The sequence below is a fragment of the Bacillus sp. PK6-026 genome (genome assembly GCF_054161455.1).
The window spans coordinates 1,871,774-1,896,931 of record NZ_CP096418.1; the positions used below are offsets into that span (position 1 = coordinate 1,871,774).

Sequence of the window (25,158 nt, forward strand, 5' to 3'; positions counted from 1 at the left end):
TATGATGAGAAACCAGGAGATTATCAACAAGGCAGAAATGACGCTCGCATCACTGAAAAGCGGCGGGCTGATGAACCCAACTCAAGCGTCAACGTTTATCCGTATGGTGCAAGATACGCCAACAATTTTAAATGATGCCCGTGTCATTCCGATGGACCATGATACACAGAAATTTGAGAAGATCGGTTTTGGCCAGCGTATTCTCAGGGCAGCGGAGGAAGGAAAGTCGCTTTCTTCTGATGAAAGGGCTGTTCCAACTACAAGCACAATCAGCCTGAACACAAAAGAAGTTATCGCGGAAGCCCACATTACGTATGACACACTTGAAAACAACATCGAAAAAGATGGGCTGCAAAAAACGATTATGCAAATGCTGGCCGAGCGTGCAGCAGTAGATATAGAGGAATTAATCATTAACGGTGATTCGAAATCAGATGATTCATTCCTTGCACAAATTGATGGAATCCGTAAGCAGGCCCAATCTCACATTGTAGATGCTGCGGGGGGAGAGTTGTCACGGCAAATTTTCAAACGGGGTTATAAGGCTGTACCACCTAAATATTTGCGTGTGCCGCAGGAATTCCGTTTCTATACTTCACCTGGCATTGAAGTTGAATGGAAGGATAAAGTGGCTGACCGTCAAACCAACCTGGGGGATGCTGCTGTTCAAGGCGGGCTTTCTTCTGCTTTTGGTGTGCCGATCAAGGGAATTGCAAACATGCAGCCATATTCCACCGGCGAAGGAGAAAAAGCGATCGACGTATCAGATGTCATTTTGACGCATCCGAAAAACATCGTGCTCGGCTTCTCTCGTAATATCCGGATTGAAGTCGATAAAGATATCCGCCGCCGAAAATTCATTATTGTTTTGACAGCAAAACTGGACAGCGTGTTTGAGGAAGAGGACGCGGTAGCCAAAATCATCAAGGTCAAAGAGTAGGTGAAGACGCATGGCAGATACCTATAAAGCGCAGCTGATCAAAGGGAAAACTTACGATGTTATGGACCATGTTTTTACCCTGGGTGCAGAGCGAGACGTCAAGGAATCGGTGTATCTCTATCTTAAAGACAATGAGCAATTTGATTGCAAATTGATCAAAGAAAAAGAAGAGAAAGAAGACCCTGAGACTGACGGCAAGTCCAAGGATGATGGTGCAGAGGACAGCGGCGAATCGAAGGAAGAGGAAACGGCCGCTAAAACATCAGCGGTGTCCTCTGCTTCAAAAACATACACAGAATCAGAATTGCGAGGCATGACGAAGGCAGGACAAGAGGACATTATCTCTGATCTTGGTGGCGATCCAACAGCATTCAAAAACGCAGATGAAAGGATTGCCTTCATCCTGCAGAAACAAGGGGAGTGACGCGGCATGCTGATCACTCCTGACGAAGTGATTGCCTATTCTGTTTTCGAAGCGGTCAAGGCTCGGCCTGAGGATCTGCTTCAGCATGACATTTTGGAGGCAGAAACCGAAATTCAAAGCATCGTCGGCCATGATTTCTCTGGTGAGAAATATCAGCCGCTGCCGGAAAAAGTCAAGCTGGCCTTATTAAAGCTGGCGCAATATTTCGCTTTGATTAATTCTGATGAATCTATCGTCAAGGGCTATAAATCTGAAAAAATCGGAGACTATTCCTATACGCTTGGAGATGGTCAGACCATTCAAAAGCCAGATGTCGCAAATCTATTAAAAGATTTTGTTGAGGATCCAAATGTCCCACCTGATGGTAAAGGATCTGTTCTCCTTAGGGTGAGGGCGTTATGAGCTACAGCCGGCTCTTAACACACCGCTGTGACATCTACCATCTAAAAGAGGGACAGCCGGCGGAATCCCGGTATGGTGTTCCGGTTCAGGATGGCCAGCCAGAATTCTCGTATCCCGATGAACCGGATATTTTAGATCAAGCTTGTTACTTTACGGAGAAAAATCAATCCGTTGTGCAGCAGGAGCCGAATACATTGATCGTTCACTCCTTTCTGGTTCATTTTCCAGCTTCAGCGGATATTCGACTCAATGACAAAGTGATTTGGGAAGGAACTTCTTATAAGCTGCAGAAGCCAAGAAAAATTAAAAATCATCACATCGAAGTGATGGCAGTCAGGAGTGACGATCTATGAGAATTGACGGCTTAGATGAATTTATTCAGGCCCTCGATGACGCAATTGACGGAGGGCTTCAAAGTCAATATGAACTCTGGCTTGAGGCGATGGGTTATGAGTTTTTGGATATTGTGCAAGATGAAATTATGAAAACTGAAACCGTCGAAACGCGCCGCCTTTTAAACTCCTTTGAGAAGGGTGACGCAGACAATATTTTCTCTACGACAGCCGGCAATCTGACATTGGATGTAGGGACCAACTTGGACTATGCTTCTTTTGTAAACGATGGGCACTTTACAATTGATCCATCAAAGAATCTCGACCGCCGGTGGGTTCCTGGGCGATGGAAAGGTGACCGCTTTGAATATGATCCCGCTGCGGAAACTGGAATGCTGCTGAAGTTTCAATGGATTGACGGATCCGGGTTCTGGGACAATGCCCTGGCGATCTTTGAGCGAATGTTTGAAAAAAGTTTAGACCGCAAGCTTCAGGAATGGCTGGATGAATTCTAAAGGTGGTGATGGCTTGAACGATGAAGTTGGGTCCATTATGAACTTCTTTTATCGGGTGTTTCCCGTCCAAATATATGACCGGGAGATTCCTATTCAAATTAAAACCCCGTCTCTCTATTTCCCGCCGCCTTCTGTAGCGGATGGGAATGACACAGTGTCAACGTATATGAAAACGTACAGCCTCAATGTGAAGCTGTTTCATAAGGATTCACAACAGGCCCACGATGAAGCTGAGAAGATCGCTGAAGCTGTAAGGGAAAGGCGCAGCACGATTCCTCTTGTTGATACCGAAGGAACGGAGACGGGGGAATCTTTGCGTATCAATCGGATAGAATCACGAATATCCGATAAAGGGGTCGCTGTGTTGGTTGTTCAATGGAACAGCCGGTATTGGTACAAAAGAGATGAAAAGCCGTCTCTTCAAGATTTTGATTTTACAAGCGGGGTGAAATAAATGGATACAAAGAAATCAAAAAATGAAGAGGTTGAGGGGCAAGAGAATGCCACGCGCCGCCCTGAATCTCTTTTTCATATTCAAGACTTACGGGAGCACAGTAAAGAGCTATTTGGGGTTAAACCTGAAGTTCTGGACGGTGCTCTTTTTGGTTTAGATCAGAAGCAAGTGACAAAAACAGAGACGAAGAAACGCATTCGCGAATTTCTTCGGAAGGAGGCTAACTAAATGAATGGCGGAACATTTACGCCCGGCAAGGAAAAAGAACGTGCCGGCATTTATTTTAATTTTAAAACGACAGCCCAGGAACGCGTTTCTCTTGGTGAGCGTGGGATTGCGGCTGTACCTGTTAAAACGAGCTGGGGAGAAGCGAAAAAGTTCATTTCAATTTCAAGCATTGAGGACCTGAATAAGAAAGTCGGTCTGCCAATTGATGATCCAACCCTCCTCCTTTTCAGAGAGGCTAAGAAAAAAGCACAGACGGTTCTCCTGTATCGTCTGAATGAAGGAAACCGGGCTACGGGTGATATCGGCGAAGGTGTAAAGGCTACGGCCAATTATGGCGGCACAAAGGGCAATGACATTATTATTCAAGTCAGCGAAAATGTCCTGGATTCTTCAAAATATGATGTCACTACATTCTTTAATCAGTCTGAAGTCGATAAACAAACGGTTTCTAAGGCAGAGGAACTCAAGTCAAACCAATACGTCACTTTCACTGGAAAAGGAGAACTGACCATTACAATTCCGCTTTCAGGGGCTGAAGGTGACAAGGAAGAAGGAAAATTAAACACTTCTGCCGGAGTCCGGTTGTCTGGCGGCACAGACAAAAGTGTATCGAATGAAGACTATATGGACTTCTTGGAGGCAGCCGAGACAGAATACTTCGATACCATAGCATTACCGGTGAAAAATAGTGATCAGCTGAAAGCCACATTCGTATCCTTTATTCAACGTTTACGCGATAAGCAGGGGCGCAAGGTTCAAGGTGTCCTTTCCGGTTATAAAGGCGATTATGAAGGCATTATCAATGTGACAGAAGGTGTGCTGTTGGAAGACGGTACAGAGATTGCGCCGCATCAGGCTACAGCATGGGTTGCCGGGGCCAGCGCGGGAGCTTCTTTCAATCAATCCTTGACCTTTGTTGAATACGAAGGCGCGGTGGATGTCCTGAACCGCCTTGACGATGACACAGTCATTGAGAAGCTGAACAATGGGGAGTTTTTATTCACTTTTGACGCTCGCGATAAATCTGTCAGCGTTGAAAAGGATATTAATTCTCTTACGACCTTTACTGCCGAGAAAAACAAGAAATTCTCAAAAAACAAAATCATCCGGGTTCTGGATGCGATCAATAACGATCTCACGCGGGAACTGAAAGCACTCATTAAATCCAGAAAAGGAACCGGCAGCGATATCCCGGCTTCTGATGATGGTTTGCAGTATGTCAAAACGCTCATCATTCAATACCTGACGACACTTGAAGATGGAGACGGGATTATAGGCTTTGATTCAGAAAATGATCTGACTATCAAGCTGAATGAGGACCGTGACGGATTCTTGATTGACCTGGCCGTTCAGCCGGTTGACGCAGCTGAAAAATTCTACTTCAATGTGGAGGTGAAGTAAGATGGCTTTTAAAGCTCAAAACACGATTTCAGGAAAAGAAGGCCGTCTGTTTTTGGACGGGGAAGAACTGGCCTTTATTAAAACATTTGAAGCAAACGTGGAGAAAAACAAAGCAGAGGTCAATGTCATGGGTCGTCGTATGACAGGGCATAAAACAACGGGGGCAAATGGAACAGGAACAGCCACGTTCTACAAAGTTACATCACGATTTGTGCAGCTGATGCTGAACTATGTGAAAAAGGGAGAAGATCCATACTTCACATTGCAGGCCGTCCTAGATGACCAGTCTTCCGGCCGCGGAACAGAACGTGTCACACTGTTTGATGTGAACTTTGACTCCGCCAAAATCGCAGGTCTCGACGTGGACTCAGAAGCGCTTGAGGAGGAAGTGCCGTTCACTTTTGAAGATTTTGATCTTCCTGAGAAATTGAATGACACTTTTTAAAAGTATTGCAATTCAAGTGAGAGCTATGTAATATTTTTTGATTTTTAGATGAAATGCATTACAATTTTTCTTCAATTTTTGTCTAGAATATTCTAACCGACTGAAACCAAAGAAGGCCGCAATTGACAAAAAGTATACCTATTGACGTAACTAATTAATAATGATGTAATAATAATATTAGTGAAATGCATTACATTTTCATTAAACAAAAGTATTGCGAAGTTTGGTTTTTTCATCTCAATAAGATGTTTAAACTAATATTTTTAAGTGCATTTCAAAAAAGACCGCAGGTGCTGCTACACCGTACGGTCAACAAATTTTGTTCTTTCTGTTTTTTTTTTGGATCTTACTACGAGTTAGTAGGATCTTTTTTTGTCAACATCAATATGAGAGTGAACAATGAGATTAAGCAAGCGTTATTTGCGATCATTAAGCTTAACATCTCATATAGTGTTATTTTCATTTTGACACCTCCTTTTTGGTTATATGACTTATTATACAAAGAGTCCAAGAAAAAAAGTAGACTCTTACTAAGTGCACGATGATTAGTTGTTACTTGAAGAATTATTTATGCGTTTTATCAAATTTGTTAGAAAGACAGTGCTCTTCAATTTTGTCGGATTGATTTTAAGAACCACAGACACTTTTTGAATTTTTACTTAAAGAGAACTTTTGGGGCGAATTTGTTTTCAAAAGTACGCTTTTAGGATAAAATATGCTATATTATAGTATAAGACTGTGAAATGACTACAACATGATTGAGGTATTACTTCTTTAGAAAATGCATATACTAAAAAAGACCCGACTGCGGCCAACAGTCGAGTCAAATGTACAAAGTGGCCCTCAAGGGGCTGGCTCAAAATCGTCTTTTTTAAAATAGACTTTCCCTTTAAACTTTTGCGGGTCTCAAGGGAAGTCTATTTTTCTTTTTTAGACAACACGGCAATTAACATGCCAAAAGCAATCATTAATGAGATTGTTTCGTATGTTGTCATAAGCATCACCCCCTTCCATAGGGGATGAGCCAACTTCCCTTGAGTGAGCCGAAAACTTTGCACAAAGAATATTTTACCATAACACTCTCAAACACCGAGAGTGTTTTTTTATTGCCTAAAGACAAAATGAAAAGGAGCTAATACACATGAGCGAAAAACAAAATGAAAAAGTATATGATCTTTCCTTCTTTATGCCAGGACAAACAGAGGAAGCAGAAGAAGTAAAGGTGCCTATCTCAAAGCGTTTTAAAGATAAAGAGGGGAACGTTATTCCTTTTGTGTTCAAAGCCATCACGACAGAGCGCATCGATGAGTTAGAAAAAGAGAACACAACTTATAAAAATGTGAAAGGCCGGGGTCGCGTGAAAGACCTGGACACTCAACGTTTCTATGCCCGAATTGCGGTTGAGTCTACTGTTTACCCGGATTTCCGTTCAAAAGAGTTGCGAGAGGCATATAAAACACCTGATCCAGTAGAAGTCGCCAAGCGCGTGCTGTCTGTCGGCGGTGAATATGCGAACTGGCTCAACAAAGCAATCGAAATCAACGGCTTTGAAGACGATCCAGAAGATTTAGAAGCCGCTGTAAAAAACTAATCAAGGATGGGAATAAGGAGGCCGTGTATTTGTATTACTGCATGCATGAGCTTCATTATTCTCCATCCCAACTGTTAGAAGTCTATGAAGCGCCGCGACATTTTAAGGCGTTTTTATTTGGACTTATCGGTCACAAGCTTGAAGTTTTAGAGAAAGAGGCAAAGAAGGGAGGTAAATAGATTATGGCCAAATTAACTGCACGCTTTGATCTGCAGGATCGCATGACCTCCCGTCTACGTGCGATTCGTGGTGAGATGGTTCGTATTGATAGACTCAGACAAAGGACTGAACAGCGTCCTTTTGTCATTCGGGTAAGAGATAGGGCCAGCCAAACATTGAGAAGAATTCATATGTTCATCCTTCAGGATATCGGCAAGTCTCATCAGCTTGTCCTTTCTGTGAAAGATTTGGCTACCCGATCCATGCAAAAAATGAATCGGTTTATCGCGCGGCGGATGCCGCGTACTCATGAAATCATGATGAAAGTGGTAGACCGGGCAACACCGCAGATTCTGCGACTGAGGCGATATTTGGATCGGCACTTATCTGGTTCTCGCAGAATCCTTATTGAGGCAAATGATCGGGCGACAGCTGTCATTCGCCGTATTTCCAGGTATGCCAAAGATCAGCTGGGAAAAGGTTATCATGTCACGGTTCGGGCGGTAGACATGGTGACGAAAACCGTGAATCGAATTGTCTCAAGTGCCAGGCGTGAAATACCGGAATACTACAGATCAAGCATTCAAGCGATTGATCGGTTTACAGCGCCTGCCCGTCGGGTTACGTCTTTTGCGAACCAACACTTGAATCGTACATGGACCGCCACTGTCAAAGTGTTAGACCTTGCGACTAAGCCTTTGAAGGCGATCGCTTCTGCGGCAACTTCAACACTCGGAATTCTCGGTGTAGGAGCCGGGGCAACCGGAGGGGTTGTTGTTCCTTTAAAGATGGTCGCCGATCGTCAGAATATGACGACTGCATTTGAAACCCTACTTGGGAGCCAAGCTAAAGCCAATCAAAGGCTGGACGAATTAACAACATTCGCTGGTCAAACTCCATTTACCCGGGATGAAATATTTGAATCAAGCCGGGTGCTGCAGGTCTTTACAGGAAATGCCCTTTCTACTGCTGAAGGGATGAAGCTTGTCGGGGACGTGGCTGCAGGTGTGCAGCGGCCATTCTCGGAAGTCGCTCTTTGGATGGGACGCCTCTATGATGGGATCAAGTCTGGCCGTCCCATCGGGGATGCTACGGCAGCCCTGCAAGAAATGGGGGCGATATCGGGTGAGGTTCGCGGCAAACTTGAGAAATTAGCAGAGAGTGGACAGGACATTTCTAAAACTTGGCCGCAGGTCACAAAAGAATTCAGCAAATACAATGACATGATGGTCAAGATGTCTGACAATCTCGCTAACTTATTTTTAGGGGTTAAATCCTTTATCAATAACTCCATTCTCATGCCATGGGGAAAAGGGCTGGCGGAGGCGTTTCAGCCGGCTCTTGAAGCGTTTAGAGAATGGCGCGGTGAATACTCTTTTGTACTGACAGACCTTACAAATAAAGCTCAGAAGGCAGGAAAGGCCTTTGCGGAAAGCTTCTTGAATCCGACAAAAAATGTATTTGGCTTCATCGGTGAACAGTTTAAAATCCTTTTTCCTGGAGAGCTCACGAAAAAACAAAAGAAAGAGCTGGAGCTTAAATTTAAAGAGGATCCTAAGCTGAAAAAACGGTTTGATCAGCTGCAGAAATACAGGGATATGGATTTTGAAACCCGCTGGCATATTGTTCTCGACAATACGAAGGATGTTTTCGGAGAATGGTGGAAAAAGACGGGAGAACCTGGCTTAATTAAAATGGCTGGTAATCTCGGCAGCACTTACGGCGGCATCATTAATGGGGTTATCAATGGTTTGCTTGGAATTGATGATAAATCATCCGAAAATGGATTCGTCAATGCCGGAACAAAAGCCGGCCGGACATTTGTTGTCAGCTTTGTGGATGCTTTGGATCCGGTTGAGCTGTCGATGCAGATTGCGAAAAAGCTCGCTAAATTAAATTGGGATGCGGTCACCGGTCAAGGTTCTGTTGGTGGGGCCCTTCTTGCTGATGCGTTCGCTTTAGCCTTTATCGGTAAGGTGGGACGTCTTCTCAAGCCTGTTGGAAAGCTTGTTTCTGGTGTTTTCGCAGGCTACAAGTGGCTAAAAAACAGACCGGGTTCCGGTGGAAATACAGGAGGCCCTCTCACCCCTGGTGGTAGAAATAAAAGAGCTGGCGGAGGCCGTCGAGGACCAGAATACCGCAACCCTTGGTTTGGTCAAGGAGAGAAGGTTTCTCCGTCAAATCCAAATCAAACGAGAGGCGGCGGGTTCTGGAGCAAAGCAGGAAAAGGGGCCAAATCAGTCGGTAAACGCGTCCCAATCTTAGGAACCGCGCTTGCTGCAACCGAACTCATTGGCATGAATAAAGACAATGCTGGTGAAAAATTAGGCGGTTTTGGTGGCGGCTTGGCAGGATCAGCTGGAGGAGCAAGTGCAGGGGCTGCCGTCGGAACCTTAATTGCGCCAGGAGTCGGAACCGCAATCGGTGGTGTTATTGGTGGTGTCGCCGGCGGCATTGGCGGTTCAGACTTTGGACAATCCATTGGAAAGTGGATTGATGATGGCGGCATCATGAAAACATGGGATACTATTGTGAAAAAATCGTCAGAAGCTTGGACCAACATTCAAAAGACCTGGGAAAAGGTGTCTGATTGGTTTGAGGAAAATGTATCCGACCCTGTCTCTAAAACGTTTGATGATGCGCTCACCTGGATTAAGAATACGTGGTCAACCGTCACAACGTGGTTCGAAGAAAATGTTTGGAATCCTTTTCTGAAACCTGTCGTCGATTTTGCCATTCAAGTGTGGGGTTGGTTCAAACAAGCGTGGGCATGGATACAGGATACATGGAAAACCGTAAAGACATGGTTTCAAGATAACGTTTGGACGCCTATATACAATATTGGAGTAAGAGTTATAAACAATGTCGTAGGCTTCTTTGCGGTAGCCTGGTATACCATTCAGCTGGTATGGGGAATTGCTTCATCATGGTTCATGGAATATGTTTGGGATCCAATATTGTCCCATGTAGTTCAGTTCGCAATAGATGTGTGGAACTGGCTTGTTCAGGCTTGGAACTGGATTTCTGAAACATGGGAAACCGTCTCGACCTGGTTTGTCGAAAATGTTTGGGATCCAATATTGTCCCACGTTGTCCAATTTGCGTTAGATGTGTGGGATTGGTTCGTCAAAGCATGGAACTGGATTTCTGAAACATGGGATACTGTTTCGACTTGGTTCGTTGAAAATGTCTGGGATCCAATTTTGGAGCCTGCGATTCAGACCGCAACAGATATCTGGAAGGGGCTTGTCCAAGCATGGAATTGGATCAAGGAAACATGGGACACTGTTTCGACATGGTTCACTGAGAACGTCTGGCATCCGATCATTAAAAATCTTATTAAAGCAGCTATCCAAATTTACGGTCATTTTTGGATGGCAAAAAATAAAGTGATCAAATACTGGACCGATATTTCTGATTGGTTTGATGAAAATGTAAAAGAGCCAATTGTTGGAGTGGCCAATGATATTTCTAAAGCGTTTGAAAAAGCGTTTGGTTGGGTCGGTAAAGTCTGGGATAAAGCTAAAGGTTTCGGAGGGTCAATAAAAGAAGGCTGGGATAATCTTGTCTATGGTAAGGATAAATCAGTATTTGAAAAAATCGGTGAAGAAAAGACAGGGTGGAAGCCAAAAGATAAACCTGAGAAAAATGCTACAGGTGGCTATATCACAAAACCAACCATTTCATGGATCGGCGAAGCCGGGAACGAATTTGTTATCCCAACTCAAAACAACCGGGGCCGCGGAAAGCTGCTGCTCTCACAAGCGGCAACTCAACTCGGTATGCGGGTTGTTGATGATATCGACTCTGTTTCTACGGATGCCGGAACTGTCGCACCTATTTCGAGTGCAGTTTCCTATTCTGCTTCTGTATCGCCATCAATGAATGCGGGAAACATGACGAATCAAGCATCGTCTTTTGGTCAGCAATTTACAGAAGGCTTTGACGAAGGACTCAATTCAAACGTTGTCTCTATAGAAGACTGGAAGAAGGAAAACATTCAAACGCCTTTTAATAACCTGATTACAAGCTCCCCATCCTTCGGGAAAAATGTTGTAACCGGATATGCTTCAGGGCAGAATGCAACAGCTACCGGCACAGATGGATTCCTGCAGTCAAAAGTGAAGACGCCATTTCAAAACACAGTGAATACAGCTTCTTCATGGGGTGTGAATACTGTCAGAGGATTTGCGGCTGGCCAGAATGCTACGCCTACAGGTACAAACCAATATGTCAACACCCATATCAATAAGCCGTTTCTTGATTCGAAACAGTCATCAAGAGGCTGGGGATCTGGCATGATTGGCAATTTCGTATCCGGCATGAATTCAAAAGAGAATGAAGTAAAAGAAGCTGCCAAGGAATTGGCCAAGAAAGTGGAACAAGCTTTCCGCGATGAGTTGGATATTCACTCCCCATCCCGAGTCATGATGAGTCTCGGGCGTTTTGCGTCTGTCGGTGTCGTGAAAGGTTTAAGCTCAGTTGATGTGAAGAGCTTCGCCGAAAAACAAGCCGGCTCTCTTGCCGCAGCCTTCGCAGGGATGGGGTCAGTCGGCGGCAACATAAAAGACTGGCTGCAGAAGGCACTTATGATCACAGGCACGTCGATGAGTTGGCTTGGCCCACTATCTCAAATGGCCATGCATGAATCAGGCGGAAACCCGCGGGCCATTAACCTGTGGGACAGCAACGCCAAGCGCGGCACGCCATCAAAAGGATTAATGCAAACCATTGATCCAACCTTTAACGCCTATAAGATGAAAGGGTTAAATGATATTTGGAACCCGATTCATAATGCGGTGGCTGCCATCAATTACATCAAAGCTCGGTACGGTTCTGTATTTAATACACCAGGGATGAGAAGTAAGCGAAATGGCGGTGGCTATAAGGGTTACGCGAACGGGGGGTTAATCACAAATGAACAAATTGCTCGCATCGGTGAAGGTGGAAAACGGGAATGGATTATTCCAGAAGAGCGCGGCATCCGCGGTCGTTATCTGCTTTCCCAGGCAGCACAAGCTCTTGGTCTTGATGTGATCGATCCATCGGCTCAACAACCTGGCATGTCATCTGATCAAGTGGATATTGCCACATCTGGCCAAACTGGGGCTGCCACTGTCGTCCCGTCTGGAACCAAAGAAATCAACATCCATTTTAGTGGCGATCAGCATTTTCACAATGATCAAGATGTGGAACGCTTAATTGATAAAATCAAACAGGCCTTAGTTGATGAGTTAGAAGAGGACATCAATATTGGAACGAAGGGAAGTGTAGCTTTTGACTAAATCTGTTTATGAATTTTGGCTATCTCAGGGGAAGGAAAAGCTGCGCTTCCCCGTGCTTCCTGAAAAAATAGACGTAACCAACAACACGGCAAATGAAACCGTTCAAGTGGCCAAATTTGGCGAGCTGACATTCATCAACGATCCGAATGCCAAAACTATTTCGTTCTCCTCTTATTTTCCGAAGAAGTATTCCCCTTTGGCTGAATATAAGGGATTCCCTTCACCGGAAAATGCAATTGCCACGATCGAACGGTGGATGAAAAATAAAAAGCCGGTTCGTTTTCTCGTTACCGGAACGAAGATCAATTTAAATTGCAGCATCGATGCTTTTACTCATCATGAAGGCCAAAAAGACATTGGGGATCGTGATTTCGATATCACCTTAAAGGAATATAAAACAGCGTCTCCGCGAAAGATCAAACAAAAAAAGAAGACGAAAAAGAAACGGCCGTCAAAGGCAGCGCCGAAAGTATACACCGTAAAAAAGGGGGATACCCTCTGGCATATTGCTGGCCGATTTTATGGAAACAGCCTGCAGTGGCGGAAAATCTGGAATGCGAATAAAATAGCGATGATCAAGCGGAGTAAACGAAACATAAGGCAGCCTGGTCATTGGATTTTCCCTGGCCAGAAACTAAAAATACCTCAATGAAAACAGGTGGGGTGAACGAATATGATTGAACTATTCGTAGTAGAAGAAACGGAATGGCGGGAACTGGTGACAGAAAGTGTTTCCCTTGAAGGGCAGCGGTACCAGGCTCCCCGCTCTATTCAAGCGACGATCGTTGTCAAACAAGGTAATCAAAAATATTATAGTGTCCAGGAAGGCGACACGGTTTTATTCAAGTGGAAAGGCAAAGAGCTGTTCCGCGGAATTGTGTTTTCCAGGATACCTGATGAACATACGTTAGTGTTCACTGCTTATGATATGCTGCAGTATCTTGTGAAAAATAAAGATGTCTATGTTTTTTCAAACAAACGGGCGGATCAAATTGTCCACCGGATCGCCAATGATTTTCAAATCCCAAAGACTTCGATCGCCAATACAGGGTATACAATTAAATCCCTAGTCATTAAAGACGATACATCGCTCTATGACATTATTTTGAAGGCCTTAAAAGAGACCAAGAAGCAAACGGGAAAAAACTTTCAGCTCTATTCATCCAAAGGAAAGCTCGGTTTGCGGGCATGGCCGGACCCGTCGGAAATTTGGGTATTAGAAACCGGCGTCAATATTATGGACTATCAGTACAGTACATCCATAAATGATACGGCAACACGCGTTAAAATGCGCCGGCAGAAAGACAACAAAACTTATACGGCCGCTGCAAGCGACAGCACCGGCATAAAAAAATACGGTGTTTTGCAGTATGTTGAAACGGTATCGGATAACATCAACCAGGCGCAGCTTCAAGAGCGGGCCAAAGTTAGACAGTCACAGAAAAAGGGTGTCAAAAAGGAGCTGAAGAGCATTCAGGCACTTGGGATTCCGGATCTTCAAAGCGGCATGCCGGTTTACATCTCGATCCCGGAGATCGGTCTTAAACAAAAGTATTGGGTCGATACAGACAAGCATGAATTTAAGGGTTCCAAACACACGATGACGATTGATGTTGTCCCTAAAAACCATATGCCCAGTGGAGCATCGGCATCATGAGATTAAGTGATGCCATAAAGGAATTGGCTCTCGGAGCCGTGAATGCAGAATCTCCTGTCGATGTGATGCCCGCGGAAATCGTATCAGCTTCACCTCTCAGTATTAAAATTCGGGATAATGACAAATTGGTGATTCCCTCTGATTTGTTAGTTGTGGCTGAACATTTAATGGAACATACAAGGGAAATAGAGCTTGACGGAGAGAAAAAGACCATCCGTTTTTACAATCAATTGAATACAGGTGACCACGTAATGATTGCAGCCATGCCAGGCGGGCAATCTTTTTTTGTGATCGACAAGATATAGGAGGTGTCTGACATGGCGCTTTCCCCGGAAGTGGAATTTGAAGATATCGAGGATGACAGTGACGTCATTGAGACTTCAAAAACATACAAAATTGATTTTGATTCCGGCCGAATAACGAATGAAATCATATCAGGACTTGATGCCATTAAACAAATGGTTTATATAGCCCTTCGAACGGAACGTTATGGTTATCCGATCTATAGCCATGATATCGGAAATGAACTGCAGGAGGTTCTTTCTGACAATGAAACGACCGATGCTTATAAGGAAATGGAGATCCCGCGACTGATCGAGGAGGCTCTGATTTTTGACGAAAGAATCACGGCCGTCAAAGATTTTGAAATCGAGAAAATAGAGGACGCCTTTCTTGTATCATTTACGGTTGAAACAGATAAAGGAACCTTGGAGATTGAGGAGGTGATTGGCGAAGATGTTTGAAGATCAGACGTTTGATGAGATTATGGAGCGTATGCTTGATCGTGTCCCAGCTGATATTGATAAACGGGAAAACAGTGTGATTTGGAATGCGCTGGCGCCAGCGGCTGCAGAACTTGCTCAATCCTATATCTGGCTGGACACGGTGTTGGAATTGGTCTTCGCCGACACTGCCCAAGGTGAATTTTTAGACAGGCGGGCCACTGAAGCCGGTTTGGAAAGGCAGCCAGCAACAAAAGCGGTCAGGGCCGCAAGATTTACAAAGGGCGTTAACATTCCCGTAGGCTCCCGCTTCTTTATTGACAATCTGTATTTCAAATATACGAGGGATGGATATTTGGAATGTGAAACTGCGGGAGAAGCCGGAAACGCAAATTTAGACGGGCGTCCTCTTCTTTCTCTCGATACAATTCCAGGACTTGATTCAGCTGTCATGGGGGAACTCTTGGTACCAGGCAAAGAAGAGGAAACAGACGAAGAATTGTATACTCGGTATTCCGTCCGGGTCCGGCGGGAAGCCGTAAGTGCAAATAAAATGCATTATAAGCAATGGGCGGAAGAGGTAGACGGCGTTGGTCGGGCGAAGGTATTTCCTCTTTGGGATGGAGACGGAACGGTTAAAATCGTGATTACGAATGCCAAAATGGAACCTGCATCAGATACCTTAGTCGATAAGGTAAAAGACTATATTGATCCCGATCCCGGAAACGGGGAGGGGCAGGCTCCGATCGGGGCGACGGTCACCGTCGAGAGTGCGGTATATAAAACGATTGATATTGAAGTCGTTATTGTTCCCGAACCTGATTACACACTTGAAGATGTTCAAAAAGAAATTGAAGAAAAAGTGAAAAGCTTTTTTAAGGATATCGCCTTTACAGAAAGCATTATCCGGCTTTCGAAAATCAATAACATTGTGTTTAACGCGGAGTCTGTCAGCGATTATTCCGGTGTGGAAATCAATGGGGACACGAAAAACTTAGAGCTGAAGGACGAAGACATTCCAAAGCTTGGGACGGTGACGATCCTTGAGCAAGATTGAAGAAATGGAGAACTATTTGCCGCCGTTCCTCACAAAAGTCAGAGAAATGAGCGAGATTCTACAAGCGGAGGCTCCGGAGTTTGAGCAGCAGAACAATGATATTTTTGATCTGACAGATCAGCTGTTCATTACAACAGCGACATGGGGCCTTGATCGGTGGGAAGCTTTATTAAATGTGGCCAGAGAATCTGGAGATTCTATAGAGATAAGGCGACTACGGCTGATATCGAAGACATCTAATATTCCGCCAGCTACTTATCAGGCTATCGAACAAGCTTTAAACCGATTTTTAAAGAATCCTTCGGCTCGCGTTCAGCTGCTTCCAAAGGAGAACCGCTTTAATGTAGATATCAACATTGACGACTTGCAGAATGTCAGAGAGCTTATTGAAACACTTGAAAATATAAAGCCGGCTCACCTCGCATATACATTTCGGCCGGGCTTTAATGAACAGCTCAAGATTGAGGATACGTTCATCATGAATCATCGAAGGTATCGAAAAATAAAGGAACTCCGGGTCGGTTACTCTGTCACTCTCGATAATAATGAGGTGGTTTTAACATGATCACAAAAAAATACAGGGCGCGCGTGGCTGCCGATCTGAAAAGCAAGATCAAAAAGGTATTGTTGAATGGGAAAGAAACTGAGATTGCAGACATCACGATCAATGGCACGACTGTCACTGTACTGACCAAACGTGAGGAAGATGTCAGTCACATTGAAAGTGTCCAGGTCATCGATGATCAAGACCATGTGATTACAGAACGAACCCCCGATCTGGATGTCAGCACCAACCGCACGCTCGATTTCCGATTTGCATTTGAGGTGGTGGAATAAATGGCTTATAAAGCAAAGACGGATTGGCTGCCAGACGATCCGATAAATGAGGATGATGTGAACCGCTGGGAAAAAGGCATTAAAGAGGCGCATACCGATTTGGCTGCCCATAAAAATGACCTGAATAATCCGCATGGCACGACAAAGGACCAAATCGGGCTTGGAAATGTAGAAGATGTGCAGCAAGCTTCAAAAGCTGAATTTAATCGGCATGTTGGCGATGAAACGATTCATATTACAGCAGATGAAAGAGCAGAATGGAATGCCAAGGAAATCCCAGATGCTGCCCAGGAAAAAGCGGATCGCGCTGAAGAGAATGCGAAAACATACGCGGATCAGACGTTCACCAATGAGAAATTGACTGTTTTACCAGATTCAGAGGCGATTCAAGATGCCCGGACTGCAGGAAGTGAATATCCTCTCGGCATTACGTTAATGGATATTGGCCAGGGCAATAAAACTGGCTATCCACTTAGCTATGGATTTGTGAAAAACGAAAAGCGTTCGAACTATCGTTTTACTCAATACTTTTATGGGACCGCAAATGAAACCGTTGATTATTACTATAATACGGGGACATGGATTCGGCACTGGTGGAATGAGTCTGGCTGGACCCAATGGGAAAAAATATCTGGTTTTGCCCATGCGAACGTGGGGACGACAGGCAGACAAGCTTTGATAAGAGGGGAACTCCAGAAAATCAAATTCAATCGCATTATCAAAGACAGCCATAAATTGTTTGATACGAAAAACAACAGGTTTAAGGCCAGTCATTCAGGAATGTACCTGGTGGGCGCAAGTCTGTATATTGAAAACTCACTCCAATATTCAAACTTTGAGCTTTATGTTTACAAGAACGGCACTAAATATAAATTGATGAATCGCTTCATCATTCCATCTCCAAAAGATAACAGTGATTCAACTGAATTTCATGCGACGGTGACAGGCACAGTAAGCGTTCCACTTGATGAAGGAGATTATATCGAAATTTACGTGTATGCAGGTTATTCCGGAACCAAGACCCGTTATCTCATGGACAGCGATGGGGTGCTTAATTATTTCGATATTTTAGAATTAGGTGGTCGGAATTACCCGAATATGTAGGAGGTGAGCTTATGATCTTATATGATGCCATCATGTACAAGTATCCTGAGGCCATCCCAAAAAAGGATTTTGTCTTGAGAAACGATGGGAATGGATCCTATATTGAAGAATGGAATTTAAGGGCGCCTATTCCGACGAAAGAAGAGCTGCAGTTGTGGTGGGAAGAATCAAAAAAGAGTCAGCTCTATACGCCGCCAAGCTTAACAGAGTCCCTTGGCCGTCAGTTGACAGAGGAGAGGCTGGCGCGAAAAGTCCTCGAGGAGTCATACAAACTTATGGGTCAGGAATTGGCAAAACTTAAGATTGAATCGCTTCGATTGAAAGGGGGGGAGCAGCAATGAACTTTTGGGTGTTGGCACTTTACTATAATTGGGCCACAACAGACATGGTGAAACAAGCACTCTATTATAAAGACTGCACTGCAGAAGACTTCAAAGATGGTGTAGATAAAAGGCTTGTGTCTCCTGAGCAATATAAAGAAATCTTTAATGAAGAATACCCGCCGGAAGCCGTCATATAGGCTTTTTTATTTTGCCTTTTAGGGGGTGATCTATGGGCGCGTGCTTCATCCGTTCGATTAGCCAGATTAAAGATATATATAAACAGAGGAGGATGAACATTGGCTAAATACAATTTTTTGTTTCCGTTGGATGCCGATTCAAGACCAGGTGCGGTGAAACCATTTCGGGAGGGGGATACAGATTTTACAGTTCCTAATATGGATGTCAGCGGCAGTGCAGAGCTGTTGACCAATCTGCCTCTTAAAGCTACAGAGGTTTATAACCAATATGGCCAGGACCGGCTGGGAGATGTACTCATCTCTAAAGTGAGGGGCCATGCTTTTGCAGATAAAGCTGGGTCATTATATGTTGAAGAAAGTGACGACGGGAATTCTTGGTCCACAGTGAAATCTATCGATGTAAAAGAACATGAGTTAGGTGACACAGGATGGGTTTATCTATCCAAAAGGTATTATCGTTTTCGATATGTTAACGGCAACTTGGAACAGTCTGATTTTGCCCTATATCAATCACTTGGATCAGGTGAACAGGATGTCCGGGTTTCAGGAGGATTTGAGGCGCCTTCTTTAGACATTCCAGCTGATGGTCTCCCTGTAAAAGCACTGAAAACTATTACTTCAGAAAGCTTTTTAGAAGAACAGGTCATCAAAGCGGGAGAGTCCATCTATCTAAATATTGATGTGGCAGGTCATCAGCTTGGACTCGCGATTTATCTTTATGAAAAGACGAATCTGAGTGTTCGAATGACTTACATTATCCCGGGAACAAGCAACTATACACTGAAGGGTTATGAAGATGTCATTGTGTTAGAAAATAATGACCGGGACGCTCAGAAGGTTGATCTATTAGCTGCCTCTCCGCGGCTTATGTTGAGCAATAACGGGGAAACAGACGTGAAAATTAAAAACCTTGTGGTTACTCATTTCTTGTAAGTTCGCGCCGTAAACGGTGTTTTTATTTTGCCTCGGAGGAGGTGGAAACGATGTGAGAACAGGAGGATTAGGGGACATGGCGCAACCGAATGATTATGATGTTTTACAGAAAGAAATCGAAGAGATCAAAGCAGATCAAAAAACACAAGATCAGCGGATCACTACTCTCGAAAGAACGACTGACCGACATGACCAGCAGATTATCTCTATCAATGAAAAGCTGAACAAGATCGAGGAAAACACAACTTGGATCAAGCGCAGCATCACTGGCGCGATCATTACAGCGTTAAGCACCGGCATCATCGGCGGGGCAATCGCTGTATTTTATAATTTACTGCAGAAATAAGGAGGAAAACACAATATGAAAAACTTAGACAAAGGCACGGTCATCAGGACGGTGCTTCTTTTTATTGCATTGGTTAACCAGACGTTGATCATGCTTGGAAAGACAGCTTTGCCGATCAACGAGGACCAGGTCAATACACTTGCAGATGCTTTATACTTGGCCGGCTCTACGATTTTTACAATCTTCACGACGTTGGTCGCTTGGTTTAAAAACAACTATGTCACCGGTAAAGGAAAGCAGCAAAAAGAAGTTTTGAAACAAAAAGGATTAACAAAATGAGGTTGCCGGCTGGCAGCCTTTTAATAATTTAAAGGAGGATTTTAATAATGGGAATCAAAGGAATCGACGTATCACACTGGCAAGGTAATATCAATTGGAAGAAAGTTGCGGGGGACGGTATTAAATTCGCCTTTATCAAAGCAACAGAAGGGACAACATTAAAGGACAATAAATTTGTAACGAATATTTCAGGTGCTAACGCTGTGGGGATTAAAACGGGAGCCTACCACTTTGCAAGATTCGGTTCCAAGTCAGAAGCATTGGCAGAGGCCAGGTTCTTTTTGTCAGTTGCTAATAAGGTCCGTCTCACATATCCGCTTGTGCTTGATCTTGAAGTCAATCAGCGGAATGTCAGTAAATCAGTTTTGACAGATGCAGCAGTTGCCTTTTTACGGGAAGTTGAAAAAGCCGGTTACTTCGCCATGATTTACAGCGGCAAGTACTGTCTTGATGAATCTAAAATGAAGCCTTTTGCATTATGGGTTGCTCGTTATAACAGCACACTTGGCCGTCATGCGGATATCTGGCAGTATTCTTCTAGCGGAAAGGTGTCAGGTATTTCTGGTAATGTTGATATGAATATTTGTTATCGTGACGGGTTACGGGCACAGGTGGCTGTGGCAACTGAAAAAGCTGCCACTACTGTAAAACCTGTTTCAAACAAAAAGCCAGCTAAAACGAAGATGGTTTACACTGTTAAAAAAGGGGATGCACTTTCAGTTATCGCGAAGAAATACAACACGACTGTCAAAGCTCTTCAGAGTTTGAATAATATTAAAGACCCTAATAAAATTTATGTTGGCCAAAAATTAAAGATTAGCAGCAGTGCTTCAACAGCATCGACTAAAAAACAGTATTACACAATCAAATCCGGCGATACTTTATCCGGAATCTCCAAAAGATTCAACACATCAATAAAGACGCTGCAGAATTGGAATGGTATTAAGAGTGCGAATAAAATATATGCTGGGAACAAGATACGTATAAAATAAAGTTTAGAATGAGGCTCTTCTTTTTATATAGGGCCTCATTCTAAAACCAATTCAACAAGTAACTTTAATTATTAATGGTCGATTATCACATCAAGCTGAATATGCTTGCTCACAGGATTGAAGGAAATGTTCTTTAGCTTTACGCCTGAAGGGCCATCAGAGAAAGAGGTTGATATGCCGCTCCCTATATCAGAAAGTTCCGTTACGTTTTTTACCCCAGGAAAGGGGTCACCTGAATCACCTGAGTTTCTATCATAAGGATCACTTAGATCGTTATTTCCATCTGCTTGAATTAAAAACATTCCTGGTGAAGTACTTTTTTCTTGCCCTAATTCCTCATCAATTCTCCAAACCAAAAGCCCCTCTCCAGGTAAATAACGATCAAATTTTTCTCTGCATCTATTTTCTAATATTAAATACTGATTTCTTTTATAGCCCGGACTCGTGATTTTTAATACCTTGCCGTCTGTATGTGTAACGGGCTTTAAGAGAATTTCTTTACGAGTTTCATTTATTTTTTCAACACTAACCCAACCATGCTGTAATTTATGGAGGCCAGCTGGATGAACAGGATACAACTCTCTGCCAGCATATGAACCAGAAGCCATCAAATCCCACATACCGTTACCGTCCCAGTAATCTTGATCTTCATCATAGTTAGGATCGTAAAAATCATCCCATTGAAAAGCTAAATGACCAAGTTCGTGTGCACAGACCCCTAGTAAAGCTTCTTGTGGAACCATTAAATATGTAACTGTCTTGAGGCCTGGCGCCACTTCTTTCGGCTTTTCCATGTTCCACTTATGTGACCAAATTTGGTCTCCGCTTAAGGAAGGATGTAATTTTTCAGCGCCTTGTCCTGCATGAACAATAAATAGTGCTGTGACAGTACCATTTCTTAGATTATCTAAATCTGAGCTGAAATTCACTCCATGGCTAAGTGCAGCTTCTACAGCATCTTCTGCAAGTTTTCTTGCATCTCGGGGGTAAGCTTCCTTTATTCCCGAATTTTTGTTAGTGTAATATTTATAGTCTTGAGGCATTCTAAACCAACCGTGTACCTCCCCTTGAATTTGAACTTTTCCATTACTTACTTCATGGTAGTAGTCTGCCATACTTCCCGATGGATATGAATTTCTGGAGAAAAGTAAGTCTTCGTAGTGCTCTTTAGACAATGTTCCTTGTAAATCTGGAAAATCAACTAATAAGACCATTACGTTTAATTTTCCAATCACAGGTGTTCGAGGAATGTTGATTAAGTCAATATCTCTTTTATCTTCTACCCCTATGATATGATCATCCATACCGTGAATAGTGTGAGCATGGTTCGTATACCCACGTGAATAAAGAAATTGACTGTAAGAAAAACCCAAATCCTTCCAATTTTTGTTGAAGTCATTTGTTAAATAGGTAATAACTTCAGGAGACGGTGGAACAGTGTGAATATTTCTCATTTTTTTTCTCCTTCATTTTTAAATTTTAAGTTGACTAATATTTGTTTAACCGTTTTTAAGGGATATTATACATTTTTACTTTTTTTAACAATTAAAGCAATGTAGGAATCTTATTAGCATATATTGGGGTTTATGGAGATATCAATAGCCGTCATTGATAAAGCCGCCCTGAACACTAAAGGATCCTCTAAAAAGAAGACTCAAAATTAATTTCTGAATATTATTTCTACCCACCTGCGTCATTAACTGTTTAAACATTTTAAAAATGTTGACATTCTAATCTATAACATTCATTGTCATCAAGGTCAGTTTCCTTATTTTTGCTAGTTTTTCAGCTTAGAAAGCAGTGATTTAGCTCAATATTTTCCTCACCATAGGTTTATTAGTATTAATCAACACGATACTTCGACATATAATAAATCTTCAGTTTTTTTCTAAATCAATCATGTTTGAAACTTTTCTCAAGGGGATTAAAAGATAACAGGCTTATTCAGCAAAGCAAATGTCAAGGTTTTTAGAATCAAGGTTTTCCGAAATCTAAAGAGATCTTGATGATAATCATCTTGATAATCATCAAGAACTTGTGTAAAATCCTATTATACATAATGGGAGGGTTATTATGATTAAATTTGAGAATATAGATGAATTGAAAAAATTCATTTCAAAAGAGGTTCTCTTAACTAAAGAAGCAGCTGAATACTTAGATATAAGCACTCAGAGGCTCCATCAGTTAACTCAATCTGGAAAGATCCAACCTATAAAGTCCTCTAGGGCAGGGTCGTTGTTCTTAAAAGATGAATTATATGAAAGAAAATTTGAAATTGAAAAAACATATAGAAACAACAAAATTTTGAATAGTATTGAAGAAATGAATAGTAAGGAAGTGGTTAACGATGCGATTTGTTATTTTACGCTTCTAGCTCTCTTTAAGAATAAAGTAAAGAAGTGTGATCCTATATACAATCATTTAGAGAATGAAATAGATTTAACTCAGGATATAAGTAGCATTAGTGGTAAATTATCAGAAGTGACAGGTTTCTTAAAAAGTGATATTGAATTTGAAGCAGATAAAGTTAAACGAGGGTTTGATACCTTACAAAAAGATGATATAATAGTAAAAATAGGGACTGATATGTATCCATCCCTTCTCGCCAAAACTGACCAAGCACCAATGTTCTTATTTATGAGAGGTAATCCGAATTTATTAAAGTTTAATGCTATTTCAGTTGTTGGAACGAGAAATCCTTCGGAAAATGGAGCGTTAAGGGCTAGAAAATTAGCTGAAAAATTGGGTTTAAATCGAATTGTGGTGGCTTCAGGTTTAGCTAAAGGAATTGACGCTAACGCTCACATGGGTGCTTTGAGTATGGGGAATCCTACAATAGCTGTTATTGGAACACCACTAAATAAGTATTATCCAAAAGAAAATATGAAGATCCAAAAACAAATAGAAGAAAACGGATTGATTATTTCCCAATTTGCGCCTTCAATGTCTGTACAAAGATGGAATTTTCCTATGAGAAATGCCGTTATGAGTGGCTTATCACTAGCTACTGTAATAATTGAAGCTGGAGAAACAAGTGGTTCATTAATTCAAGCAGATTATGCTCTCAAACAAGGACGTTTAGTTTTTATTCCGCAAAGTGCGCTTGATGATATAAGATTAAAATGGCCAAATAAATATATTGCAAAGAGAGGTGCTTTTAAGTTTTCAACAATTAATGACCTATTGTCCCAATTAGCTTCAAATAATAATGCTTTATTTCAAAACTACAATAAAGACCCTGAAGAATCGCCAGTAAATATAAGTGAGGTAACAGTAAAATATGTTTCTAAAGACGAATGATTTACAGTGCCTATTGCTTTATTTAGAGGCATTTACAGAACAAGAAATAAGTTACCTTTATAAAGAAATTAATGATTTGGGAAAACAAATAATTTTTATAAAATGTGATGAAGCCTTGCAGCAAAATGTTCCATCACAAGAGTTAGTATTACACGAAACGATTCAAGACAGGTTGTTTGGTCCGCGAAAATTAATTGAAAGTGCAATGAATCACACCGACCTTGAGTCATACCAAATGTTAATTGTTACAAAAAGCCATCAGAAGTTGAAGCCTGCTATTAACTTGCCTATTGGTACAGTACTATACAATGAAAATCCTCATATATTATATGAGGATATTGGACATTTACCTGATTTAAAAGTTGAAGATATTAAAATTATTCCGGAATTATTCAAGATATCTACTGGGCACTTCTCTGAAATAGTGTCAACATATATGACACAACATAACAATTTAAGTAGTTCGGGTTATGTATTTAGGTTTTTTGCTCAATCTGAACAAACAAATGTTGAAATAATTTCAGCGGGAAGGTATTTTGGGCCGAAACACTCTTTATATGAATCTATTCAATTATCTAAAAGAATAAAAAAAAGTAAAAATGAAGCCTCGCAAAATAAATTATTTAAATCAATCTATCAACCTATTATTAAATTTATTAATAAACAAAATCCTGTAAGCGGAATAACAAGAGTACCAAGCAGACCAGAAAAAGGGGATAGGCTTGCCCCTATAGTTAAAATGCTATCAAGTGATTTGGAATTTGCGGATTTGTCACCTAATTTAAACTGTATAAATAATTATCCATCTCACAAAAACCTTGGCAAAGAACAAAGGTTCATCAATGTTAAAAATCAATTCAAAGCATATATCACCAAACCTTTAGAACATGTGGTAATCATTGATGATGTTTTTACTACTGGTGCTACAATGTTAGAGTGTGCGAAAACGTTATATAACGCAGGTGTAAAAAAAGTGACAGGTGTTGTTTTGGGTGTTAATCAATTTGCTGATGAATTCTCAGAAAGATACATAGAATGTGAAAATTGTGGGGGAAGACTACATTTAATCTTAAACAATAAAAATCTATCATCATTTTACGGATGCGAAAATTACAAAATCCACGATTGCCCGACCCTTTCTTATGGAGAAGGATTAAAAAGAATGATAACTGAAAATTCGCTAAAAATAGTGAACTCATTTGATGAATTTTAAGAATTGTAATTTATTCACTACA

The 25,158-nt window shown here is 42.1% G+C and carries 30 protein-coding genes; 28 read left to right on the forward strand and 2 right to left on the reverse strand.

Annotation, left to right across the window (positions count from 1 at the left end; all coding sequences use genetic code 11):
• Positions 1-4 precede the first annotated feature (4 nt).
• The 9 genes from M1D59_RS09570 to M1D59_RS09610 are packed head-to-tail and all read left to right on the forward strand — an operon-like array spanning position 5 to position 5,141.
• Positions 5-940, forward strand: coding sequence for a phage major capsid family protein (locus M1D59_RS09570; RefSeq protein ID WP_216928664.1), 936 nt, complete (start codon positions 5-7; stop codon positions 938-940).
• Between the two features lie 10 nt (positions 941-950).
• Complete coding sequence (locus M1D59_RS09575) at positions 951-1,364, forward strand: YqbF domain-containing protein (protein ID WP_458117977.1); 414 nt, start codon at positions 951-953, stop codon at positions 1,362-1,364.
• 6 nt (positions 1,365-1,370) lie between these two features.
• Positions 1,371-1,766: a protein YqbG gene (gene yqbG, locus M1D59_RS09580; RefSeq protein ID WP_458117978.1), complete on the forward strand. Its 396-nt coding sequence runs from the start codon at positions 1,371-1,373 to the stop codon at positions 1,764-1,766.
• Positions 1,763-2,119, forward strand: coding sequence for a YqbH/XkdH family protein (locus tag M1D59_RS09585; RefSeq protein ID WP_326089646.1), 357 nt, complete (start codon positions 1,763-1,765; stop codon positions 2,117-2,119). The genes yqbG and M1D59_RS09585 overlap by 4 nt, the downstream gene beginning before the upstream one ends.
• Positions 2,116-2,613 carry an HK97 gp10 family phage protein gene (locus tag M1D59_RS09590; protein WP_458117979.1) on the forward strand — a complete coding sequence of 166 codons (498 nt, stop codon included), beginning with the start codon at positions 2,116-2,118 and terminating at the stop codon, positions 2,611-2,613. The genes M1D59_RS09585 and M1D59_RS09590 overlap by 4 nt, the downstream gene beginning before the upstream one ends.
• 13 nt (positions 2,614-2,626) lie before the next feature.
• Complete coding sequence (locus tag M1D59_RS09595) at positions 2,627-3,067, forward strand: phage tail terminator family protein (RefSeq protein ID WP_026080870.1); 441 nt, start codon at positions 2,627-2,629, stop codon at positions 3,065-3,067.
• The gene (locus M1D59_RS09600; protein WP_076793401.1) at positions 3,068-3,295 is read left to right on the forward strand and encodes a hypothetical protein; all 228 of its coding nucleotides are present in this window, start codon (positions 3,068-3,070) and stop codon (positions 3,293-3,295) included.
• Positions 3,296-4,696 carry a phage tail sheath family protein gene (locus M1D59_RS09605; RefSeq protein WP_458117980.1) on the forward strand — a complete coding sequence of 467 codons (1,401 nt, stop codon included), beginning with the start codon at positions 3,296-3,298 and terminating at the stop codon, positions 4,694-4,696.
• 1 nt (position 4,697) lies between these two features.
• A complete protein-coding gene (locus M1D59_RS09610; protein WP_216928679.1) occupies positions 4,698-5,141 on the forward strand; it encodes a phage tail tube protein in 444 nt (147 codons plus the stop codon).
• Between the two features lie 917 nt (positions 5,142-6,058).
• Here the strand turns inward: M1D59_RS09610 and M1D59_RS09615 are convergent.
• Entirely contained in the window at positions 6,059-6,142 is an 84-nt protein-coding gene (locus tag M1D59_RS09615) for a putative holin-like toxin (protein ID WP_016886607.1), read from the reverse strand.
• A 140-nt stretch (positions 6,143-6,282) separates the two neighbouring features.
• On the opposite strand from M1D59_RS09615, the gene M1D59_RS09620 reads away from it, so the two are divergent.
• The 17 genes from M1D59_RS09620 to M1D59_RS09700 all read left to right on the forward strand — a co-directional run bounded on the left by M1D59_RS09620 (position 6,283) and on the right by M1D59_RS09700 (position 20,623).
• The gene (locus tag M1D59_RS09620) at positions 6,283-6,732 is read left to right on the forward strand and encodes a phage tail assembly chaperone (protein ID WP_016886606.1); all 450 of its coding nucleotides are present in this window, start codon (positions 6,283-6,285) and stop codon (positions 6,730-6,732) included.
• 29 nt (positions 6,733-6,761) lie between these two features.
• A complete protein-coding gene (locus tag M1D59_RS09625; protein ID WP_085959894.1) occupies positions 6,762-6,911 on the forward strand; it encodes a hypothetical protein in 150 nt (49 codons plus the stop codon).
• A 3-nt stretch (positions 6,912-6,914) separates the two neighbouring features.
• Entirely contained in the window at positions 6,915-12,176 is a 5,262-nt protein-coding gene (locus tag M1D59_RS09630; RefSeq protein WP_458117981.1) for a transglycosylase SLT domain-containing protein, read from the forward strand.
• Entirely contained in the window at positions 12,169-12,828 is a 660-nt protein-coding gene (locus M1D59_RS09635) for a LysM peptidoglycan-binding domain-containing protein (protein ID WP_458117982.1), read from the forward strand. Before M1D59_RS09630 ends, M1D59_RS09635 begins: the two co-directional genes overlap by 8 nt.
• A gap of 21 nt (positions 12,829-12,849) precedes the next feature.
• Positions 12,850-13,833 carry an XkdQ/YqbQ family protein gene (locus M1D59_RS09640; protein ID WP_458117983.1) on the forward strand — a complete coding sequence of 328 codons (984 nt, stop codon included), beginning with the start codon at positions 12,850-12,852 and terminating at the stop codon, positions 13,831-13,833.
• Complete coding sequence (locus tag M1D59_RS09645; RefSeq protein ID WP_458117984.1) at positions 13,830-14,138, forward strand: DUF2577 domain-containing protein; 309 nt, start codon at positions 13,830-13,832, stop codon at positions 14,136-14,138. The genes M1D59_RS09640 and M1D59_RS09645 overlap by 4 nt, the downstream gene beginning before the upstream one ends.
• A 12-nt stretch (positions 14,139-14,150) precedes the next feature.
• Entirely contained in the window at positions 14,151-14,576 is a 426-nt protein-coding gene (locus tag M1D59_RS09650) for a DUF2634 domain-containing protein (RefSeq protein ID WP_458117985.1), read from the forward strand.
• Entirely contained in the window at positions 14,569-15,612 is a 1,044-nt protein-coding gene (locus tag M1D59_RS09655; protein ID WP_458117986.1) for a baseplate J/gp47 family protein, read from the forward strand. Before M1D59_RS09650 ends, M1D59_RS09655 begins: the two co-directional genes overlap by 8 nt.
• On the forward strand, positions 15,599-16,177 hold the full coding sequence (locus M1D59_RS09660; RefSeq protein ID WP_458117987.1) for a putative phage tail protein: 579 nt from the start codon (positions 15,599-15,601) through the stop codon (positions 16,175-16,177). Before M1D59_RS09655 ends, M1D59_RS09660 begins: the two co-directional genes overlap by 14 nt.
• Complete coding sequence (locus M1D59_RS09665; RefSeq protein ID WP_458117988.1) at positions 16,174-16,449, forward strand: hypothetical protein; 276 nt, start codon at positions 16,174-16,176, stop codon at positions 16,447-16,449. Before M1D59_RS09660 ends, M1D59_RS09665 begins: the two co-directional genes overlap by 4 nt.
• Positions 16,450-17,553, forward strand: a complete 1,104-nt coding sequence (locus M1D59_RS09670) for a hypothetical protein (protein WP_458117989.1) — start codon at positions 16,450-16,452, stop codon at positions 17,551-17,553.
• A gap of 11 nt (positions 17,554-17,564) precedes the next feature.
• Positions 17,565-17,894 carry an XkdW family protein gene (locus tag M1D59_RS09675; RefSeq protein ID WP_458117990.1) on the forward strand — a complete coding sequence of 110 codons (330 nt, stop codon included), beginning with the start codon at positions 17,565-17,567 and terminating at the stop codon, positions 17,892-17,894.
• The gene (locus M1D59_RS09680) at positions 17,891-18,073 is read left to right on the forward strand and encodes an XkdX family protein (RefSeq protein WP_268343055.1); all 183 of its coding nucleotides are present in this window, start codon (positions 17,891-17,893) and stop codon (positions 18,071-18,073) included. The genes M1D59_RS09675 and M1D59_RS09680 overlap by 4 nt, the downstream gene beginning before the upstream one ends.
• 99 nt (positions 18,074-18,172) lie before the next feature.
• The gene (locus M1D59_RS09685) at positions 18,173-19,006 is read left to right on the forward strand and encodes a hypothetical protein (RefSeq protein ID WP_458117991.1); all 834 of its coding nucleotides are present in this window, start codon (positions 18,173-18,175) and stop codon (positions 19,004-19,006) included.
• A gap of 76 nt (positions 19,007-19,082) precedes the next feature.
• Entirely contained in the window at positions 19,083-19,352 is a 270-nt protein-coding gene (locus M1D59_RS09690) for a hemolysin XhlA family protein (RefSeq protein WP_458117992.1), read from the forward strand.
• 15 nt (positions 19,353-19,367) lie between these two features.
• Positions 19,368-19,631: a phage holin gene (locus M1D59_RS09695; RefSeq protein ID WP_458117993.1), complete on the forward strand. Its 264-nt coding sequence runs from the start codon at positions 19,368-19,370 to the stop codon at positions 19,629-19,631.
• Positions 19,632-19,678: 47 nt separating this feature from the next.
• The gene (locus M1D59_RS09700) at positions 19,679-20,623 is read left to right on the forward strand and encodes a GH25 family lysozyme (protein ID WP_458117994.1); all 945 of its coding nucleotides are present in this window, start codon (positions 19,679-19,681) and stop codon (positions 20,621-20,623) included.
• Positions 20,624-20,694: 71 nt separating this feature from the next.
• Here M1D59_RS09700 and M1D59_RS09705 read toward each other — a convergent pair whose 3' ends face one another.
• A complete protein-coding gene (locus M1D59_RS09705; protein WP_458117995.1) occupies positions 20,695-22,077 on the reverse strand; it encodes a M6 family metalloprotease domain-containing protein in 1,383 nt (460 codons plus the stop codon).
• Positions 22,078-22,696: 619 nt separating this feature from the next.
• Between M1D59_RS09705 and M1D59_RS09710 the strand changes: the two genes are divergently transcribed.
• Together M1D59_RS09710 and M1D59_RS09715 are read left to right on the forward strand one after the other, a co-directional pair.
• A complete protein-coding gene (locus M1D59_RS09710; protein ID WP_458117996.1) occupies positions 22,697-23,923 on the forward strand; it encodes a DNA-protecting protein DprA in 1,227 nt (408 codons plus the stop codon).
• Positions 23,904-25,136 carry a ComF family protein gene (locus M1D59_RS09715; RefSeq protein ID WP_458117997.1) on the forward strand — a complete coding sequence of 411 codons (1,233 nt, stop codon included), beginning with the start codon at positions 23,904-23,906 and terminating at the stop codon, positions 25,134-25,136. Before M1D59_RS09710 ends, M1D59_RS09715 begins: the two co-directional genes overlap by 20 nt.
• The last annotated feature ends 22 nt before the right edge of the window (positions 25,137-25,158 follow it).

Excerpts from the sequence above, each read along its gene's own strand:
- M1D59_RS09570 (WP_216928664.1), top strand. The coding sequence starts at position 5 with ATGAGAAACCAGGAGATTATCAACAAGGCAGAAATGACGCTCGCATCA.
- M1D59_RS09575 (WP_458117977.1), top strand. The coding sequence starts at position 951 with ATGGCAGATACCTATAAAGCGCAGCTGATCAAAGGGAAAACTTACGAT.
- yqbG (WP_458117978.1), top strand. The coding sequence starts at position 1,371 with ATGCTGATCACTCCTGACGAAGTGATTGCCTATTCTGTTTTCGAAGCG.
- M1D59_RS09585 (WP_326089646.1), top strand. The coding sequence starts at position 1,763 with ATGAGCTACAGCCGGCTCTTAACACACCGCTGTGACATCTACCATCTA.
- M1D59_RS09590 (WP_458117979.1), top strand. The coding sequence starts at position 2,116 with ATGAGAATTGACGGCTTAGATGAATTTATTCAGGCCCTCGATGACGCA.
- M1D59_RS09600 (WP_076793401.1), top strand. The coding sequence starts at position 3,068 with ATGGATACAAAGAAATCAAAAAATGAAGAGGTTGAGGGGCAAGAGAAT.
- M1D59_RS09605 (WP_458117980.1), top strand. The coding sequence starts at position 3,296 with ATGAATGGCGGAACATTTACGCCCGGCAAGGAAAAAGAACGTGCCGGC.
- M1D59_RS09610 (WP_216928679.1), top strand. The coding sequence starts at position 4,698 with ATGGCTTTTAAAGCTCAAAACACGATTTCAGGAAAAGAAGGCCGTCTG.
- M1D59_RS09615 (WP_016886607.1), bottom strand. The coding sequence starts at position 6,142 with ATGCTTATGACAACATACGAAACAATCTCATTAATGATTGCTTTTGGC.
- M1D59_RS09620 (WP_016886606.1), top strand. The coding sequence starts at position 6,283 with ATGAGCGAAAAACAAAATGAAAAAGTATATGATCTTTCCTTCTTTATG.
- M1D59_RS09630 (WP_458117981.1), top strand. The coding sequence starts at position 6,915 with ATGGCCAAATTAACTGCACGCTTTGATCTGCAGGATCGCATGACCTCC.
- M1D59_RS09640 (WP_458117983.1), top strand. The coding sequence starts at position 12,850 with ATGATTGAACTATTCGTAGTAGAAGAAACGGAATGGCGGGAACTGGTG.
- M1D59_RS09645 (WP_458117984.1), top strand. The coding sequence starts at position 13,830 with ATGAGATTAAGTGATGCCATAAAGGAATTGGCTCTCGGAGCCGTGAAT.
- M1D59_RS09650 (WP_458117985.1), top strand. The coding sequence starts at position 14,151 with ATGGCGCTTTCCCCGGAAGTGGAATTTGAAGATATCGAGGATGACAGT.
- M1D59_RS09655 (WP_458117986.1), top strand. The coding sequence starts at position 14,569 with ATGTTTGAAGATCAGACGTTTGATGAGATTATGGAGCGTATGCTTGAT.
- M1D59_RS09665 (WP_458117988.1), top strand. The coding sequence starts at position 16,174 with ATGATCACAAAAAAATACAGGGCGCGCGTGGCTGCCGATCTGAAAAGC.
- M1D59_RS09670 (WP_458117989.1), top strand. The coding sequence starts at position 16,450 with ATGGCTTATAAAGCAAAGACGGATTGGCTGCCAGACGATCCGATAAAT.
- M1D59_RS09675 (WP_458117990.1), top strand. The coding sequence starts at position 17,565 with ATGATCTTATATGATGCCATCATGTACAAGTATCCTGAGGCCATCCCA.
- M1D59_RS09680 (WP_268343055.1), top strand. The coding sequence starts at position 17,891 with ATGAACTTTTGGGTGTTGGCACTTTACTATAATTGGGCCACAACAGAC.
- M1D59_RS09690 (WP_458117992.1), top strand. The coding sequence starts at position 19,083 with ATGGCGCAACCGAATGATTATGATGTTTTACAGAAAGAAATCGAAGAG.
- M1D59_RS09695 (WP_458117993.1), top strand. The coding sequence starts at position 19,368 with ATGAAAAACTTAGACAAAGGCACGGTCATCAGGACGGTGCTTCTTTTT.
- M1D59_RS09700 (WP_458117994.1), top strand. The coding sequence starts at position 19,679 with ATGGGAATCAAAGGAATCGACGTATCACACTGGCAAGGTAATATCAAT.
- M1D59_RS09705 (WP_458117995.1), bottom strand. The coding sequence starts at position 22,077 with ATGAGAAATATTCACACTGTTCCACCGTCTCCTGAAGTTATTACCTAT.
- M1D59_RS09710 (WP_458117996.1), top strand. The coding sequence starts at position 22,697 with ATGATTAAATTTGAGAATATAGATGAATTGAAAAAATTCATTTCAAAA.
- M1D59_RS09715 (WP_458117997.1), top strand. The coding sequence starts at position 23,904 with ATGTTTCTAAAGACGAATGATTTACAGTGCCTATTGCTTTATTTAGAG.